At 57.0% G+C, this 15,550-nt stretch carries 18 protein-coding genes; 9 read left to right on the forward strand and 9 right to left on the reverse strand.

Translation table 11 applies throughout. The features are described from left to right. The first annotated feature begins 32 nt into the window (after nt 1–32). The 4 genes from nlpI (at nt 33) to mtr (ending at nt 4,380) form a co-directional block, all read left to right on the forward strand. Nucleotides 33–917 (forward strand): lipoprotein NlpI, encoded by an 885-nt coding sequence (gene nlpI, locus SK51_RS06985; protein WP_003861782.1) that lies wholly within the window; start codon nt 33–35, stop codon nt 915–917. Nucleotides 918–1,024: 107 nt separating this feature from the next. Beyond that, nucleotides 1,025–1,105 (forward strand): protein YrbN, encoded by an 81-nt coding sequence (gene yrbN, locus SK51_RS25160; RefSeq protein WP_097397692.1) that lies wholly within the window; start codon nt 1,025–1,027, stop codon nt 1,103–1,105. Further along, entirely contained in the window at nt 1,098–2,993 is a 1,896-nt protein-coding gene (locus SK51_RS06990; protein ID WP_048206627.1) for a DEAD/DEAH family ATP-dependent RNA helicase, read from the forward strand. Before yrbN ends, SK51_RS06990 begins: the two co-directional genes overlap by 8 nt. Before the next feature lie 142 nt (nt 2,994–3,135). Beyond that, a complete protein-coding gene (mtr, locus tag SK51_RS06995) occupies nt 3,136–4,380 on the forward strand; it encodes a tryptophan permease (protein WP_023307060.1) in 1,245 nt (414 codons plus the stop codon). An 84-nt stretch (nt 4,381–4,464) separates the two neighbouring features. Here the strand turns inward: mtr and SK51_RS07000 are convergent, their stop codons facing one another. The 3 genes from SK51_RS07000 to ubiU all read right to left on the reverse strand — a co-directional run bounded on the left by SK51_RS07000 (nt 4,465) and on the right by ubiU (nt 7,431). Then, complete coding sequence (locus tag SK51_RS07000; protein WP_023307059.1) at nt 4,465–5,472, reverse strand: luciferase-like monooxygenase; 1,008 nt, start codon at nt 5,470–5,472, stop codon at nt 4,465–4,467. Nucleotides 5,473–5,549: 77 nt separating this feature from the next. After that, the gene (locus tag SK51_RS07005; protein ID WP_023307058.1) at nt 5,550–6,428 is read right to left on the reverse strand and encodes a U32 family peptidase; all 879 of its coding nucleotides are present in this window, start codon (nt 6,426–6,428) and stop codon (nt 5,550–5,552) included. Between the two features lie 7 nt (nt 6,429–6,435). Next, on the reverse strand, nt 6,436–7,431 hold the full coding sequence (gene ubiU, locus SK51_RS07010; protein WP_003861773.1) for a ubiquinone anaerobic biosynthesis protein UbiU: 996 nt from the start codon (nt 7,429–7,431) through the stop codon (nt 6,436–6,438). Between the two features lie 221 nt (nt 7,432–7,652). Here ubiU and ubiT point away from each other — a divergent pair, with 221 nt between their 5' ends. Together ubiT and SK51_RS07020 are read left to right on the forward strand one after the other, a co-directional pair. After that, nucleotides 7,653–8,177 carry a ubiquinone anaerobic biosynthesis accessory factor UbiT gene (ubiT, locus tag SK51_RS07015; RefSeq protein ID WP_023307057.1) on the forward strand — a complete coding sequence of 175 codons (525 nt, stop codon included), beginning with the start codon at nt 7,653–7,655 and terminating at the stop codon, nt 8,175–8,177. After that, the gene (locus SK51_RS07020) at nt 8,171–8,674 is read left to right on the forward strand and encodes a GNAT family N-acetyltransferase (RefSeq protein WP_022649509.1); all 504 of its coding nucleotides are present in this window, start codon (nt 8,171–8,173) and stop codon (nt 8,672–8,674) included. Before ubiT ends, SK51_RS07020 begins: the two co-directional genes overlap by 7 nt. Here the strand turns inward: SK51_RS07020 and SK51_RS07025 are convergent. Continuing rightward, a complete protein-coding gene (locus SK51_RS07025) occupies nt 8,661–8,990 on the reverse strand; it encodes a GIY-YIG nuclease family protein (protein WP_023307056.1) in 330 nt (109 codons plus the stop codon). The genes SK51_RS07020 and SK51_RS07025 overlap by 14 nt on opposite strands. A gap of 14 nt (nt 8,991–9,004) precedes the next feature. On the opposite strand from SK51_RS07025, the gene SK51_RS07030 reads away from it, so the two are divergent. Then, nucleotides 9,005–9,439, forward strand: a complete 435-nt coding sequence (locus SK51_RS07030) for a YhbP family protein (RefSeq protein ID WP_022649508.1) — start codon at nt 9,005–9,007, stop codon at nt 9,437–9,439. On the opposite strand, the gene SK51_RS07035 is transcribed toward SK51_RS07030, so the two are convergent. After that, nucleotides 9,419–9,937, reverse strand: coding sequence for a type 1 glutamine amidotransferase domain-containing protein (locus SK51_RS07035; RefSeq protein ID WP_015571965.1), 519 nt, complete (start codon nt 9,935–9,937; stop codon nt 9,419–9,421). The two genes, SK51_RS07030 and SK51_RS07035, sit on opposite strands and share 21 nt — an antisense overlap. Before the next feature lie 128 nt (nt 9,938–10,065). On the opposite strand from SK51_RS07035, the gene SK51_RS07040 reads away from it, so the two are divergent. Next, nucleotides 10,066–10,710, forward strand: a complete 645-nt coding sequence (locus SK51_RS07040; protein WP_022649507.1) for an NAD(P)H-binding protein — start codon at nt 10,066–10,068, stop codon at nt 10,708–10,710. A gap of 40 nt (nt 10,711–10,750) precedes the next feature. Then, nucleotides 10,751–11,788: a permease gene (locus SK51_RS07045; protein ID WP_023307055.1), complete on the forward strand. Its 1,038-nt coding sequence runs from the start codon at nt 10,751–10,753 to the stop codon at nt 11,786–11,788. Between the two features lie 50 nt (nt 11,789–11,838). Here SK51_RS07045 and dolP read toward each other — a convergent pair whose 3' ends face one another. The 4 genes from dolP to SK51_RS07065 are packed head-to-tail and all read right to left on the reverse strand — an operon-like array spanning nt 11,839 to nt 15,527. After that, the gene (dolP, locus tag SK51_RS07050) at nt 11,839–12,414 is read right to left on the reverse strand and encodes a division/outer membrane stress-associated lipid-binding lipoprotein (RefSeq protein WP_022649505.1); all 576 of its coding nucleotides are present in this window, start codon (nt 12,412–12,414) and stop codon (nt 11,839–11,841) included. A 9-nt stretch (nt 12,415–12,423) separates the two neighbouring features. Beyond that, complete coding sequence (gene diaA, locus SK51_RS25165) at nt 12,424–13,014, reverse strand: DnaA initiator-associating protein DiaA (protein WP_003861754.1); 591 nt, start codon at nt 13,012–13,014, stop codon at nt 12,424–12,426. A 21-nt stretch (nt 13,015–13,035) separates the two neighbouring features. Beyond that, nucleotides 13,036–13,431, reverse strand: a complete 396-nt coding sequence (locus tag SK51_RS25170) for a YraN family protein (RefSeq protein ID WP_022649504.1) — start codon at nt 13,429–13,431, stop codon at nt 13,036–13,038. Further along, entirely contained in the window at nt 13,389–15,527 is a 2,139-nt protein-coding gene (locus tag SK51_RS07065; RefSeq protein ID WP_023307054.1) for a penicillin-binding protein activator, read from the reverse strand. The genes SK51_RS25170 and SK51_RS07065 overlap by 43 nt, the downstream gene beginning before the upstream one ends. Nucleotides 15,528–15,550 lie beyond the last annotated feature (23 nt).

Here is a 15,550-nt window from a genome sequence, read left to right on the forward strand (position 1 = left end):
GTTCATCCAATAGTTGTCTTCGGGAGTGGGAAATGAAGCCTTTTTTGCGCTGGTGTTTCGTTGCGACAGCTTTAACGCTGGCAGGATGCAGCAACTCTGCCTGGCGTAAGAGCGAAGTCCTCGCAGTGCCATTGCAACCGACTTTGCAGCAGGAAGTGATTCTGGCACGCATGGAACAAATACTTGCCAGTCGGGCTTTAACCGATGACGAACGCGCACAGCTTTTATATGAGCGCGGAGTGTTGTATGATAGTCTCGGTCTGAGGGCATTAGCGCGAAATGATTTTTCACAAGCGCTGGCAATTCGACCTGATATGCCTGAAGTATTCAATTACTTAGGCATTTATTTAACGCAGGCAGGCAATTTTGATGCTGCCTATGAAGCGTTTGATTCTGTACTTGAGCTTGATCCAACTTACAACTACGCGCACTTGAATCGCGGTATCGCATTGTATTACGGCGGTCGTGATAAGTTAGCGCAAGATGATCTGCTGGCGTTTTATCAAGACGATCCTAATGATCCTTTCCGCAGCCTGTGGCTTTACATCGTTGAGCAGAAGCTCGATGAGAAGCAGGCCAAAGAAGCACTGAAACAGCGCTTCGAGAAATCGGACAAGGAACAGTGGGGATGGAACATTGTCGAGTTCTACCTGGGCAACATTAGCGAAGCAACGCTGATGGAACGCCTCAAGGCGGACGCAACGGATAACACCTCGCTCGCTGAGCATCTCAGTGAAACCAACTTCTATTTAGGTAAGTACTACCTAAGTCTGGGGGATATGGACAGCGCTACGGCACTGTTCAAATTAGCGGTTGCTAACAACGTACATAACTTCGTTGAGCACCGTTATGCATTGTTGGAATTATCGCTCTTGGGCCAGGAGCAAGACGACCTGGCAGAATCGGACCAGCAATAGCTGACGACATAAACATCAGCCCGTAATCTTTTGATTGCCATCACCTTCACTGGTGAGGGCGTTGTTGTTCGTCAATACACCTAATTTGAGCCGGTTCACACTTTTCAATGAAAATTGCTAATCATTTTCACGATGAGCTAAGTAGACTGGCCGCCATTAATATCGAGGCACTTGTACTACATGGCTGAATTCGAAACCACTTTTGCAGATCTGGGCCTGAAGGCTCCTATCCTTGAAGCCCTTAACGATCTGGGTTACGAAAAACCATCTCCGATCCAGGCTGAGTGTATCCCACACCTGCTTTCTGGTCGTGACGTGCTGGGCATGGCCCAGACCGGTAGCGGTAAAACCGCAGCATTCTCGCTGCCGCTGCTGAACAACATTGATCCGGACCTGCGTGCGCCGCAGATCCTCGTCCTGGCTCCAACCCGTGAACTGGCTGTTCAGGTTGCTGAAGCAATGACGGAATTCTCTAAACATATGCGCGGCGTAAACGTGGTAGCCCTGTACGGCGGCCAGCGTTATGACGTGCAGTTACGCGCCCTGCGCCAGGGCCCACAGATTGTTGTCGGTACGCCGGGCCGTCTGCTGGATCACCTGAAGCGCGGTACCCTGGACCTCTCTAAGCTGAGCGGCCTAGTACTGGATGAAGCAGATGAAATGCTGCGTATGGGCTTCATCGAAGACGTTGAAACCATCATGGCGCAGATCCCGGAAGGTCATCAGACCGCTCTGTTCTCTGCAACCATGCCAGAAGCGATCCGTCGCATTACCCGCCGCTTCATGAAAGAGCCGCAGGAAGTGCGTATTCAGTCTAGCGTGACCACTCGCCCGGACATCAGCCAGAGCTACTGGTCTGTATACGGCATGCGCAAAAACGAAGCGCTGGTCCGTTTCCTGGAAGCGGAAGATTTTGATGCGGCGATTATCTTCGTACGTACCAAAAACGCGACCCTGGAAGTTGCTGAAGCGCTGGAGCGTAGCGGCTACAACAGCGCAGCGCTGAACGGCGACATGAACCAGGCGCTGCGTGAGCAGACTCTGGAGCGTCTGAAAGACGGTCGTCTGGATATCCTGATTGCAACCGACGTGGCAGCACGTGGTCTGGACGTTGAGCGTATCAGCCTGGTTGTAAACTACGATATCCCAATGGACTCCGAGTCTTACGTTCACCGTATCGGCCGTACCGGTCGTGCGGGTCGTGCGGGCCGTGCGCTGCTGTTCGTTGAGAACCGCGAGCGTCGTCTGCTGCGTAACATTGAACGCACCATGAAGCTGACCATTCCAGAAGCTGAGCTGCCAAACGCAGAACTGCTGGGCAAACGCCGTCTGGAAAAATTCGCCGCGAAAGTACAGCAGCAGCTGGAAAGCAGCGATCTGGATCAGTACCGTGCGCTGCTGTCCCAGATCCAGCCTGTCGCTGAAGGCGAAGAGCTGGACATGGAAACACTGGCCGCAGCACTGCTGAAAATGGCGCAGGGCGAACGTAGCCTGATCGTGCCACCTGATGCACCGATGCGTCCTAAGCGTGAGTTCCGTGACCGTGACGATCGTTTCGAACGTCGTGGCGACCGTAACGACCGTGGTCCACGCGGTGACCGTCCAGAGCGTGGTGGTGAAGACCGTCCACGTCGCGAGCGTCGTGACGCTGGCGAAATGGAACTGTATCGCATTGAAGTGGGCCGTGATGATGGTGTTGAAGTTCGTCACATCGTTGGCGCGATCGCTAATGAAGGCGACATCAGCAGCCGTTACATCGGTAACATCAAGCTGTTCGGTTCACACTCAACGATCGAGCTGCCAAAAGGCATGCCGGGCGAAGTACTGCAGCACTTTACTCGCACCCGCATTCTGAACAAGCCAATGAACATGCAACTGATGGGTGATGCACAGCCTCGCTCTGACCGCGGTGGCGAACGCCGTGGCGGTGGTCGCAGCTTCGGTGGCGAGCGTCGTGAAGGCGGTCGTAGCGAAGGTCGCACTGGCGAACCTCGTCGTTTCTCCGGCGAGCGCCGTGAAAATCGTGGCCCACGCCGCGAAGAAGGCACCAGCCGTCGTCGTTCCGGTGACGCGTAAGCCTTTTCGCTTTTGACGTAAAGTAAAATATACAGCCCCGATAGTTGTTATCGGGGCTTTTTTTATTCCTTTTGTACTCTTGTACTGGTACAGTGCATCACATTAAAATGCACACCACATTTTTGACTGGAGATAAGGCCGCATGGCAACACTAACCACCACCCAAACGTCACCTTCGCTGCTTGGCGGCGTGGTGATCATCGGCGGAACCATTATTGGTGCCGGGATGTTCTCCCTGCCAGTGGTTATGTCCGGTGCGTGGTTCTTCTGGTCGCTGGCGGCGCTGGTTTTCACCTGGTTCTGCATGCTCCATTCCGGGCTGATGATCCTTGAAGCAAACCTGAACTACCGCATTGGCTCCAGCTTCGACACCATCACCCGAGATCTGCTGGGCAAAGGCTGGAACCTGGTGAACGGGTTGTCCATCGCGTTTGTACTCTATATCCTGACCTACGCGTACATTTCAGCGAGCGGGTCGATTCTGCATCACACCTTCTCCGAGATGTCGCTGAACGTTCCGGCGCGTCTGGCGGGTCTCTGCTTCGCGCTGGGCGTGGCGTTTATCGTCTGGATGAGTACCAAAGCGGTCAGCCGCATGACGGCGATCGTGCTGGGCGCCAAGGTCATCACCTTCTTCCTGACCTTCGGCAGCCTGCTGGGGCACGTCACGCCGGCCACGCTGTTTAACGTTGCGGAAGTGAACACCTCCTACACGCCATACCTGCTTATGACGTTGCCATTCTGTCTGGCGTCGTTCGGCTACCACGGCAACGTACCGAGCCTGATGAAGTACTACGGCAAGGATCCGCGCACCATCGTGAAATGCCTGATTTACGGCACGCTGCTGGCGCTGGGGCTGTATTTGATCTGGCTGCTGGGGACGATGGGTAACATCCCGCGTCCGGAATTTATCGGCATTGCGCAGAAGGGCGGTAACATTGATGTGCTGGTACAGGCGCTGAGTGGCGTGCTGAACAGTCGCAGTCTGGATCTGCTTCTGGTGGTCTTCTCTAACTTTGCGGTGGCGAGCTCATTTCTCGGCGTGACGCTGGGCCTGTTTGACTACCTGGCAGATCTGTTTGGTTTTGATGACTCTGCGATGGGGCGCTTCAAAACGGCGCTGTTAACCTTCCTGCCGCCGATTGTGGGCGGCCTGCTGTGGCCGAACGGTTTCCTGTACGCCATCGGCTATGCAGGACTGGCGGCTACCATCTGGGCGGCGATTGTACCGGCGCTGCTGGCGCGTAAATCACGTAAGCGCTTCGGCAGCCCGAAATTCCGCGTGTGGGGCGGAAAACCGATGATTGCGCTGATCCTGGTATTTGGTATCGGCAACGCGGTGGTGCACATGTTGTCGAGTTTTAATCTGTTGCCTGTGTATCAGTAAACAGAAAGCCCGGTGGCGCTACGCTTACCGGGCCTACAGGGATCGCGTAGGCCGGATAAGGCGAAGCCGCCATCCGGCAAAAAACTACCCCACCAACTCCTCTTTCACCTGCATCGCCAGATCAAATGAATGCAAACGCGCCTGATGATCGAAAATCTGGCCGTTGACCATAATTTCATCCGCCTGCGTTTCTCGTAGCACTGCCTCCAGACCGTGACGCACCTTCGCCTTATCACCCACCAGCGACATGCTCAGGGCCTGCTGCACGCCATACTGCTCGGAGGCCGACCACAGCTGATGCATATTTTCTACCGGTGGCGGCAACTGGCCCGTCTCGCCGCGACGCAGCTTCACAAACGCCTGCTGCATGGAGGTAAACAGGAATTCCGCGTCGCGGTTGCTGTCGGCGGCAATGATATTGATGCACACCATCGCATACGGCTTCTCAAGACGCTCGGAAGGCTTGAAGTTTGTGCGGTAGAGATGCAGAGCCTGATGCAGCATATCCGGTGCGAAGTGGGAAGCGAACGCGAACGGCAGCCCCAGCTGAGCGGCAAGCTGTGCGCTGTACAGACTTGAGCCTAACAGCCATACCGGGATCTTTTCCCCGTACCCCGGCACAGGACGCACGTGCGGGTTCGGATCCCGCGCGTCAAACCAGTCCACCAGCTCGGCCACATCGCGCGGGAAGTTATCGATATCGCCGCTCATATGGCGACGCAGGGCGCGCATGGTCGGCTGGTCGCTGCCCGGCGCGCGGCCAAGCCCTAGATCAATACGGCCCGGATAAAGGGTATTCAGCGTCCCGAACTGCTCGGCAATCACCAGCGGGGCATGGTTCGGCAGCATCACGCCACCGGAGCCAAGGTGCAAAGTAGTGGTATTCGCCGCCAGATAGCCAATCAGTACTGAGGTGGCGGCGCTGGCGATGCCCACCATATTATGATGCTCCGCCAGCCAGTAGCGGTGATAGCCACGTTTTTCGGCAAGCTGAGCCAGATCCAGAGAGTGCGAAAAGGCTTCTCTTGCCGAGGAGCCTTGTGGAATCGGTGCCAGATCCAGCACCGAAAACGGAATGGTTTTGTCAGTCATAACAGCTCACTTTGTCGACGGTCAATCTTTAATACTGCATTAAAAAATGATAACCGTTGTTAACAAAGTGAGCTTTTTTACCCCTGCAATTCCAGCCCGGCGAGACGTTTCCAGTAACCGTTGCAGTCGCTGTTTGCCGTCAGCGGCAGCGGCGAGGCGCCGTTTTCGTTGGCACGGAAGGCGTCCAGCATGGTGAACACGCCGGTATCGAGCGGCGAAAGACGCACCATATCCACCAGCCCATGCATTGACGCCAGCTCGTTGCCGAGGTTATAGACGTAACCGCTCATAGTCTGAATGCCGTTGAGGACAAACACCTGCTGATTCTCCTGTGACAGCATGCTGCGTCCGTTCGGGTACTTAATGCAGCAGGTTTCACACTCGTCTTTCGGGCGATCTTCGGAACGCGCGGTGAAGCAGCGGGCAGAGTAGGCCAGCGGCAGATGGCCGTAGCTCAGCACTTCGACTTCAAACTGATTGCGAATGCCCAGCTCGTCACACTGATTTAGCAGGTTGACCAGCCAGTCGCGGGAGAGCTCAACCGGCATGCACCAGCGTGTCATCCCCTGTTTGAGCAGCAGGCGCAAGGTCACCGCGTTATAGCAGTTCAGCGCATGTCCGGCGACAAACGGCAGCTTACGCTCGGCGCACATGTTCACCACGCCCAGGTCGCTCGCCTCCAGCAGGAACTCACCGTTTTCGACGTAGCGCTTCAGCTCGCCCAGTTCAGAGGACGCCTGCACCAGCGCCAGCGTCGAGAGCACCACCTGCTTGCCGCTGCCGGCCAGGCTTTTCGCCATATCCAGCCAGTCGCCCACTTTGGTGGCGCGGCGCTTGCTGCACACCGCTTCGCCGAGGTAAATCACATCGGCGCTGCTGTTAGCCGCCTGCTGGTAAAAAACTTCCAGCGTCTCTTTTGGCCAGTAGTAAAGCACCGGCCCTAATGAATATTTCATGATTATCTCACTGCCATTTACGGTGATACGCGCCGAGCGTGGTTTGCGTGCCTTCGGACATCGCGCCGAGCGTCTCCATCCAGGCCGCCTGCGGGGCGTAGTTTTGCGGGTCCGCCATGCAGCGGTCGATGGCCTGACGCCACACCTTCGCCACCTGGCTCACGTAGGCCGGGCTACGCTGGCGGCCTTCGATTTTCACCGAGGCAATGTTGGCGGCCAGCAGTTCCGGCAGCAGCTCCAGCGTGTTGAGGCTGGTGGGCTCCTCCAGCGCGTGGTAGCGCTCGCCGTCCACCAGATAGCGGCCTTTGCACAGCGTCGGGTAGCCCGCGTTTTCACCGTCCTGATAGCGGTCGATTAACACATCATTCAGGCGCGACTCCAGTCCCTGCGGCGTTTGCTGCCAGCGAACGAAGCGGGCAGGCGAGCAGGCACCGACGGTATTTGGCGATTCCCCGGTAAGATAGGAAGAAAGATAGCAGCGGCCTTCGGCCATGATGCACAGGCTGCCGAAGGCAAAAACCTCCAGCGGCACTGGCGTGACGCGCGCCAGTTGCTTAACCTGATGAATAGAGAGCACGCGCGGCAGCACCACGCGAGCCACGTCAAAGTGTCGATGATAAAAACGCACGGCCTCTTCATTGGTGGCCGATGCCTGAACAGAGACGTGGCGCTCAATATGCGGATAACGTTCTGCCGCATACTCAAGCATAGCGAGGTCGGCCAGGATCAACGCATCGGCGCCCAGCTGGGCCGCCATATCCACGGCGCGCTGCCAGCGGGCGTAGCCATCAGGATGGGCAAAGGTATTGATGGCGATGTGCAGTTTGCGCCGGTGCTGGTGAACGAAGTTAACGGCTTCCTGAAGCTTTTTCTCCGTAAAGTTAAGACCCGCAAAATGGCGGGCATTGGTATCATCTTTCAGCCCGATATAGACCGCATCGGCCCCATTTTCGATGGCCGCCTTAAGCGCCGGAAGGTTTCCGGCAGGGCAGAGCAGCTCCATAATTTATCCCGATGTTGTCGATCGCAGGGATCGTAAAAAATGTTAACGAGCTGGGATTTTAATTAACCCATACGCGACAATTTTTGATTTAAGGCAGCTAATGGCGTATTGATGGCACCAATAATGAGGTATACCGGACAACGGTTTGTTGATTTACGCCGCTATCTTCTTGTCGGGATATGGCAAAATAGCAGGACTATAGCTATCAGGGAGTAAAGCTCGTGCTGGATAAACTGCGTTCACGTCTCGTACAATTTGGCCCATCAATGCTGAGCGTGCCGGTAAAACTGGCGCCGTTCGCGCTTAAACGCCAGGTGCTGGAACAGGTACTGAGCTGGCAGTTCCGCCAGGCGCTACAGGACGGTGAGCTTGAGTTTCTGGAAGGCCGCTGGTTAAAGATTGAAGTACGCGATATCGGGTTGCGCTGGTTTACTTCCGTAGAGAACGATCGGCTTATCGTCCGTGAAACCGCCGAGGCGGATGTCAGCTTTAGCGCGGATGCCAGCGATCTGCTGATGATCGCCGCGCGCAAACAGGATCCGGACACCCTTTTCTTCCAGCGTCGTCTGGTGATTGAAGGCGACACGGAGCTCGGTCTGTACGTCAAAAATTTAATGGATGCCATTGAGCTGGAGCAGATGCCGAACGCACTGCGTATGATGTTGATGCAAATGGCAGATTTCGTTGAGGCCGGGCTAAAAACCCCGCCGGACAGTAAACACACTTCAGTAGGTGAACCATGCTGATTCGAGTCGAAATTGGGATTGATGCGCCGGGTATCGATGCGTTGTTACGCCGCTCTTTTGCAGGCGACGCCGAAGCTCAACTGGTTCACGATCTTCGCGAAGATGGCCTGATTACGCTGGGCCTGGTTGCCACCGACGATGAGGGGCAGGTGGTCGGCTACGTGGCGTTCAGTCCGGTGATTGTGCAGGGCGAAGAGTTACAGTGGGTCGGCATGGCGCCGCTGGCGGTGGATGAAAACTACCGTGGACAGGGCCTGGCACGCCAGCTGGTCTATGAAGGGCTGGATTCCCTGAATGAATTCGGCTATGCCGCTGTCGTCGTTCTGGGCGATCCGGCGTTCTACGAGCGTTTAGGCTTTGAGCCAGCGTCCAGATACGATCTGCGCTGCCACTGGCCAGGCACGGAAACATCTTTCCTGGTACATCCTCTGGCGGACGATTCGCTCGATGGGGTTACCGGTCTGGTGGAGTACCACGATCATTTCAATCGTTTTTAAGCAGGCTTTCGCGTAGCGCCTCGAAAGAGCCGTCCCCGTTGACGAGACGCTCTTTCTGGCGCTTCGTCAGCTGCTTGATGCGGTATTCCAGCCTGAGCGCCAGGGATCTGTCGCCCACGGCGGCTGAAAACGCCAGCTGAAGTTCACCTTTCCCCCGCAGTGCTTTCGCCCCTTTTCCCGTTTGATGTTGTAAAAAACGCCGTGCCACATCGGTAGTGATCCCGGTGTAGAGTGCGTTATCAGGGGTTCGGACAAGATAGAGAAACCAGCACACGGTAAACAGATTCAGTATGTTAAGGTGAACGCACCATAGCATGAGAGAGAGCGAAAATGGAAACACTGGCCGCCATTAACCGCTGGCTGGCAAAGCAGCATGTTGTGACCTGGTGCGTCTGTAAAGACGAGGAGATGTGGTGCGCAAATGCCTTTTATTACTACGATCCCGAGCGCGTGGCCTTTTACGTGATGAGCGAAGACAAAACGCGGCATGCGCAGATGACGGGCCAACAGGCAAAAGTGGCGGGCACGGTAAATGGTCAGCCTAAAACCGTTGCGCTGATCCGCGGGGTCCAGTTCAAAGGCGAAATTCGTCGCCTGGAAGGTGAGGAAAGCGACGCCCAGCGTAAACGCTATACGCGCCGCTTCCCGGTGGCCGCAGCGCTAAAAGCCCCGGTGTGGGAAATCCGCCTCGATGAGCTGAAATTTACCGACAACACCCTGGGCTTTGGCAAGAAGCTGCACTGGTTACGCACCGAGCAGGCGTAGCGCTTCGCGGTTAAACGCTGGAAGATCGTCCGGCGTACGGCTGGTGATCAGCTGATCGTTATCGTTCACCACTTCCTGATCGTAGAACTCGGCACCGGCGTTTTTCAGATCAATAACGATCGGTTTCACCGCGGTGAGCTTACGCCCGCGTACCACCTCGGCGCTGATCAGCAGCTGCGGGCCGTGGCAAATGGCAAACACCGGTTTACCGGTGCCGACGAAGTCACGGGTAAAGGTGACGAAACGCTCGTCCCCGCGCAGGGAATCCGGTGAATGGCCGCCCGGTAACAGCAGGGCGTCGAAATCCGACGGGCTGACGTTATCAATGGATTCGTCAATGGTCACGCTGGCTTCTCCCTTGTGGCCCTTCACGGTTTTACCCGCTTCTTTTTCGATGGTGACCACCTCGTGGCCCGCCTTGCGGAATGCCTCTGCTGGCGACGTAAATTCTGAATCTTCAAACTCGTCGGTAATCAAGACTGCGATTTTTTTACCCATGCTTCCTCCGTTGTTTTCGCTTCAGACTGTTTTTTTCCCGTTTGTGGTAAATACTTACCGGTAACAGACTTTTAAGTGTGGTAGAGCAGGCCCAGATCGCAAACGGACAATTCTGTAAAGGGGACAAGATGAGTCAGGTACTGATTACCGGCGCAACCGGGCTGGTGGGTGGACATTTGCTGCGGCTGTTGATCCAGGATCGGCATATCAACTATATCGCCGCCCCGACGCGTCGCCCGCTGTTGGATATCACCGGCGTCTATAACCCGCACGATCCCCAGCTTACCGACGCGCTGGCGCAGGTGCAGGATCCCATTGATATCGCCTTTTGCTGCCTTGGCACCACCCGACGGGAAGCGGGCAGTAAGGAAGCCTTTGTCCATGCAGATTACACGCTGGTGGTAGATACCGCCCTGACGGCCAAGAAGCTGGGTGCTAAGCATTTCCTGGTGGTCAGCGCGCACGGCGCGAACGCAGGCTCGCCGTTTTTTTACAACCAGGTGAAGGGCAAAATGGAAGAGGCGTTAATCGCGCAGCAATGGGAGCGCCTGACCATCGTGCGGCCTTCCATGCTGATGGGCCACCGCGACGAACGGCGTTTTAACGAGTCTTTTTTCGCTCCGCTGTTTCGCATCCTGCCAGGTAACTGGAAGTCCATCGAGGCGCGGGATGTCGCGCAGGCGATGCTGAAAGAGGCACTGGCTCCGTCGCAAGAGGGGGTTAATATTATCCCTTCGGCAAAACTGCGTGAAATCGCGCAGGGCGAGGCGTAAACTTCCCCGGCTTATTAAATAACACCTTCCGGGGAATGGTATGACTGGTCAGTCTTCATCTCAGGCGGCAACACCTGTTCAGTGGTGGAAGCCCGCACTCTTCTTTCTCGTGGTCATCATTGGCCTCTGGTATGTGAAATGGCAGCCGTACTACGGTAAAGCCTTCACCGCCGCCGACACCCACAGCATCGGTAAATCGATTCTCGCGCAGGCCGATTCCAGCCCGCTTCGCGCGGCGTGGGATTACGCAATGGTCTATTTTCTTGCCGTCTGGAAAGCGGCGGTATTGGGCGTATTGCTGGGCTCGCTGATTCAGGTACTTATCCCGCGTAACTGGCTGATAAAAACCCTGGGACAACCGCGCTTGCAGGGCACGCTGCTGGGAACGATTTTCTCCCTGCCGGGCATGATGTGCTCCTGCTGCGCTGCACCGGTGGCGGCGGGTATGCGCCGACAGCGCGTGTCGATGGGCGGTGCGCTTGCCTTCTGGATGGGTAACCCCCTGCTGAACCCGGCAACGCTGGTGTTTATGGGCTTCGTTCTCGGCTGGCATTTCGCGTTTATCCGTCTGGCGGCTGGCCTGCTGACGGTGGTGCTTGTCGCTACGCTAGTGCAGCACCTGGTGAAAGACAACGAGGCCGGGCCTGCCTCCGTTGAGCTGGACCTCAGCGATCCGCAGGGCAGTTTCTTAGCTCGCTGGGGCAAAGCGCTGTGGCAGCTTTTCTGGAGCACAATCCCGGTCTATATCCTGGCCGTACTGGTGCTCGGGGCGGCGCGCGTCTGGCTGTTCCCGCATGCGGATGGCGCTATCGACAACACGCTGATGTGGGTGATTGCGATGGCGGTGGCCGGTTGCCTGTTTGTGATCCCAACCGCGGCGGAGATCCCGATTATTCAGACCATGATGATGGCTGGCATGGGTACCGCACCGGCGCTGGCGCTGCTCATCACGCTGCCGGCGGTGAGCCTGCCGTCGCTGATCATGCTGCGTAAGTCATTCCCGGCGAAAGCGCTGTGGCTGACGGCGGGGCTGGTGGCGTTGAGCGGAGTGATTGTGGGGAGTATGGCGCTGGTGTGAAAGAAAGCCCGGTGGCGCTGGCGCTTACCGGGCTTACAGTCAGGTGTGAATTACTTGATATAAGTAAAGGCGGTGGTGACGTGCTTCACGCCGCTCACCCGGCTGGCGATATCCGCCGCCGCTTTCCCTTCACGTTCTGTCACCAGGCCCAGCAGGAACACTTCGCCGTTCTCCGTGGTTACTTTCACGTTTGAGGATTTCACCTGGTCGGTACCCAGCAGCTGGGAACGCACTTTGGTGGTGATCCAGGTATCAGATGACGCGGTGCCGAGACCAATCGGCTGGCCCTGGCGGATCTCGTTAAACACTTCCGCCGTACCTTCTACGCCCATCGCGATCTGTTTGGCGCGCGAGGCGAGTTCAGGGGTTGGCGCCTGGCCTGCCAGCAGAACTTTACCCTGATAAGCCGTCACGTTAATGCGTGCTTCCTTCTTGATCTGTTCGTCTTTCGACAGCGCACTGTTTACGCGCAGCTCAAGCGTACCGTCATCCACCTGCGTCCCAACGGTACGCGGATCGGTCGCTGCTTTGGTGCCGACCGCTGCGGTACCGACTACAGCGGCAGCGATGCATCCCTGAAGCAGTAATGCAGACATCACGACTGCAAGGGCCGATAAAACCTTCATGAGAACTCCTTAATCATCCTGGTGAGGGAAAAGCGTGTTATCGATCAGATCGCATAAGCAGTTCACCGTGAGCATATGCATCTCCTGGATGCGGGCGCTACGGTGCGAAGGAATGCGGATCTCCACATCCTGCGGCCCCAGCAGGCCAGCCAGCTCACCGCCGTCGTAACCGGTCAGGGCGACAATCGTCATGTCCCGGGTTACTGCCGCTTCAACCGCCTTAACGATATCCCGGCTGTTACCGCGCGTGGAGATCGCCAGCAGCACGTCTCCGGCATGGCCTAAGGCGCGCACCTGCTTGGCGTAAATTTCGTCATGCAGACGATCGTTGGCAATCGCAGTTAAGACCACGTTATCGGTGTTTAGTGCAATGGCAGGTAAACTCGGTCGCTCGGTTTCGAAGCGATTGATCATGCTGGCAGCAAAATGCTGTGCGTTGGCGGCGGACGTGCCATTGCCACAACAGAGGATTTTGTTGCCGTTGAGCAGCGACTGAACCAGCGTCATCGCTGCACGCGAGATCGCGTCCGGAAGGGCTTCCGCTGCGGCAATCTGCGTTTGAATGCTTTCTGTGAAGCACACTTTTATTCGTTCGAGCACGGTATCCCTTTAAAATCTTATTTATGCGTCTTCGCCAAACGCGTTTTTAAGCCAGTCGATCGCATTTCCGGTGAAGGCTACCACATCGAAACGGCAATCCACAGTATCAAAACTCCCATTATGGCGGGCAAGCCACAAGTGGGCAGTCTGTAATAATTTTTGTTGTTTGGCGAGCGTCACGCTGGCGGCAGCACCGCCAAAACGGGACGACTGTCGGTAGCGTACTTCAACAAACACGATGGTTTGACCGTCTTTCATAATCAGGTCAATCTCGCCGCCGCGCCCGCGAACGTTGGCGGCGACAAAGCGCAGTCCTTTGCCTTCAAGCCAGCGGCGCGCTTTTAGCTCCCACGCGTCGCCGGTCTCTTTGCGGCTTAACTGGCCGGGACGATCTGCCCCTGCTGGTATTTGAGCCATGATAACTTCCTGTTAATCACACAATCCTGATCGGCGGTCAGATCGCCGGTATTCCCGTTAAGCTCAAAGCCCGGTACCTGGCGCATCTGGGTAAAGTGGTTTGCCAGCGCCCAGGCATCGACGCCCATCGCGTACAGACGCGCCAGGGAATAATCATTGCGCACCGCGCCCAGCGCCTGCTGCATCAACTGCGGGTTGCTGCCTGCCAGCATAGGGATCTCGCTGTATTGCAGTCCTTCCATTTCCAGACGGAAATCCGGGCCTGCGGTACCCTGTGCGCTGCGGGAGCTGGCGTAGAGCGTTGCGCCGCTCTGGCTGCCGTTACGCATGGCGATCATTGGTTTGATAAAGGCGATCTCTTCCGGCGTAGCGACGATGTATGCCGAATCCACTTTACCGCCGCCGCTGATTTGCGCGTCGGTAGGAGGGGCTGGGATCGTCAGACCGCCGATGGTGACGCTCTGCTGCTGCGGCAGGCTGGCGGATACCGGGCTACCGTTGAGGGCAATACCTGCCCCGCCGTTCACGCCCGCTCTCAGTTCGGAAGCTGAGCCAAATTTCTGCTGCAACACCACGCCACCGCCAAGGGTCTGCCACTCTTGCGCAAAGGCGTTGGCAACGCGGTCGCCCAGCGTGCTGCGTGGGATCAGCAGCAGCGGCGCCTGTTTGCCCTGCTCGTGGATATGACGGGCCGCATCGCGGGCTTCATCCTCCGGAGAGAGGGCGAAGTAACAGATATTGGCGCGGTTCTGAACCTGCTCAGGCTGGTTAAGCGCCAGCACGTTCAGCGTGGTGTTGCTCTTCATCAGCGCTTCCACGTTGTTTTTCAACAGCGGGCCGACAACGATGCTGGCCCCGTCCTGCTGAACCTGCGCCAGCACCTGGTCAAGCGGCTGGGCGCTGGTGTCGTAGATTTTCAACTCTGCACCAGGGTTAGCGCTGGTGGTGGCCACAGCCTGCGGCTGGGCTGCTGGCTGCTGTTCCGGCTGCGCGGTTTGCGGCTGAGGTTGTTCTGCCGTCGCGGGCGCCGGAGTTTCAGCCGGGGCCTGTGTTGCCGCAGGCGCTGAGGTAGCGGGTTGCGTCGTTGGGGCGGTAACCGGATTCTGCATGGTGCCCTGGGCAGGGGTTTGCGCGGTGGTCAGGTCGCTGGTTTCGGCGGCTGACGGACTGACGACGTCATTCACATTCGCCGCCTGTGCTGCCTGCGCCGGAACGGCGCTGCCGGTGACGGCGGTAGTGCCGTTTTTCGCGGCTTCAAAACCTTGCTGAATGGCGCGGCCAAACACCGCTGCCTGGCCGTTTAACGGCAGCAGCAGGGCGATTTTGCTGGTGGAGGCGGGCTTAAAGTTTTGCACGTTCACCAGCTGCGTTGGCAGCATTTTTGCTCCCGGGTTTTGCGGGTAGCGCTTTTGCCAGTCGGTAATGCCGGCTTTCAGCATGTTCGGATCGCTGCGGTTGTTGAACCACATCTGTTGCAGATCCAGCCAGCCTTGCAGGACATTTTCATCGGCGTTGATCACCAGCGCTCTGGCCTGATCCTGGGTCATGGAGGCGAGTGCCTGCCAGGTTGCGTCAATATTTTTCTGCTTGTCCGCACCCGCAAGCAGAGGCTCCTGGGCAATCAGCGCGCGGAGAAGCGTCAGGGAGGGGCGACCCTGCTCAGCGGTGATACCGGCCTGCCAGAAACGGGCCTGCTGATTCTTATCCAGCGCGCTCAGTTCGATAGTGCCGAGGATCTTCTTCGCGCCGTCGAAATCTTTCTGCGCGACCTTCAGTTCTGCCGACAGCAGCGTCTGCTCATGGTGCTGATCGTCGTTAAGATCCTGCGGCAGCTGGCTGAACAGCTCGGCGGCCTGCTGGGTTTTTCCTTCCTTCAGCAGTGCACGAATGGCGAGTAATTGCCAGTTGATCCTGGTATCATTTGAACTCTGCGACATTTGTTGCAGATAAAAGCCAGAATCAGCCTGAGCGGATCCCTGCATATGAGCAGTGCTCTGGTCAGGTGCCTGGGTGCCGCAGCCGGTAAAGATCAGGGCTGCCAGCAGGAGGGGCACGCTGTGCGCGGCTTTTTTTCGAAGAAACGTTAACGGTACCATACTGTATCCAGTGATTTTTTTAC

Source organism: Enterobacter sp. MGH85 (assembly GCF_001037655.1).
In the GTDB taxonomy this organism is placed as follows: domain Bacteria; phylum Pseudomonadota; class Gammaproteobacteria; order Enterobacterales; family Enterobacteriaceae; genus Enterobacter; species Enterobacter intestinihominis.

Coding starts and splice junctions, on each gene's coding strand:
- nlpI (WP_003861782.1), top strand. CDS start 33: ATGAAGCCTTTTTTGCGCTGGTGTTTCGTTGCGACAGCTTTAACGCTG.
- yrbN (WP_097397692.1), top strand. CDS start 1,025: ATGAAAATTGCTAATCATTTTCACGATGAGCTAAGTAGACTGGCCGCC.
- SK51_RS06990 (WP_048206627.1), top strand. CDS start 1,098: ATGGCTGAATTCGAAACCACTTTTGCAGATCTGGGCCTGAAGGCTCCT.
- mtr (WP_023307060.1), top strand. CDS start 3,136: ATGGCAACACTAACCACCACCCAAACGTCACCTTCGCTGCTTGGCGGC.
- SK51_RS07000 (WP_023307059.1), bottom strand. CDS start 5,472: ATGACTGACAAAACCATTCCGTTTTCGGTGCTGGATCTGGCACCGATT.
- SK51_RS07005 (WP_023307058.1), bottom strand. CDS start 6,428: ATGAAATATTCATTAGGGCCGGTGCTTTACTACTGGCCAAAAGAGACG.
- ubiU (WP_003861773.1), bottom strand. CDS start 7,431: ATGGAGCTGCTCTGCCCTGCCGGAAACCTTCCGGCGCTTAAGGCGGCC.
- SK51_RS07020 (WP_022649509.1), top strand. CDS start 8,171: ATGCTGATTCGAGTCGAAATTGGGATTGATGCGCCGGGTATCGATGCG.
- SK51_RS07025 (WP_023307056.1), bottom strand. CDS start 8,990: ATGCTATGGTGCGTTCACCTTAACATACTGAATCTGTTTACCGTGTGC.
- SK51_RS07030 (WP_022649508.1), top strand. CDS start 9,005: ATGGAAACACTGGCCGCCATTAACCGCTGGCTGGCAAAGCAGCATGTT.
- SK51_RS07035 (WP_015571965.1), bottom strand. CDS start 9,937: ATGGGTAAAAAAATCGCAGTCTTGATTACCGACGAGTTTGAAGATTCA.
- SK51_RS07040 (WP_022649507.1), top strand. CDS start 10,066: ATGAGTCAGGTACTGATTACCGGCGCAACCGGGCTGGTGGGTGGACAT.
- SK51_RS07045 (WP_023307055.1), top strand. CDS start 10,751: ATGACTGGTCAGTCTTCATCTCAGGCGGCAACACCTGTTCAGTGGTGG.
- dolP (WP_022649505.1), bottom strand. CDS start 12,414: ATGAAGGTTTTATCGGCCCTTGCAGTCGTGATGTCTGCATTACTGCTT.
- SK51_RS25170 (WP_022649504.1), bottom strand. CDS start 13,431: ATGGCTCAAATACCAGCAGGGGCAGATCGTCCCGGCCAGTTAAGCCGC.
- SK51_RS07065 (WP_023307054.1), bottom strand. CDS start 15,527: ATGGTACCGTTAACGTTTCTTCGAAAAAAAGCCGCGCACAGCGTGCCC.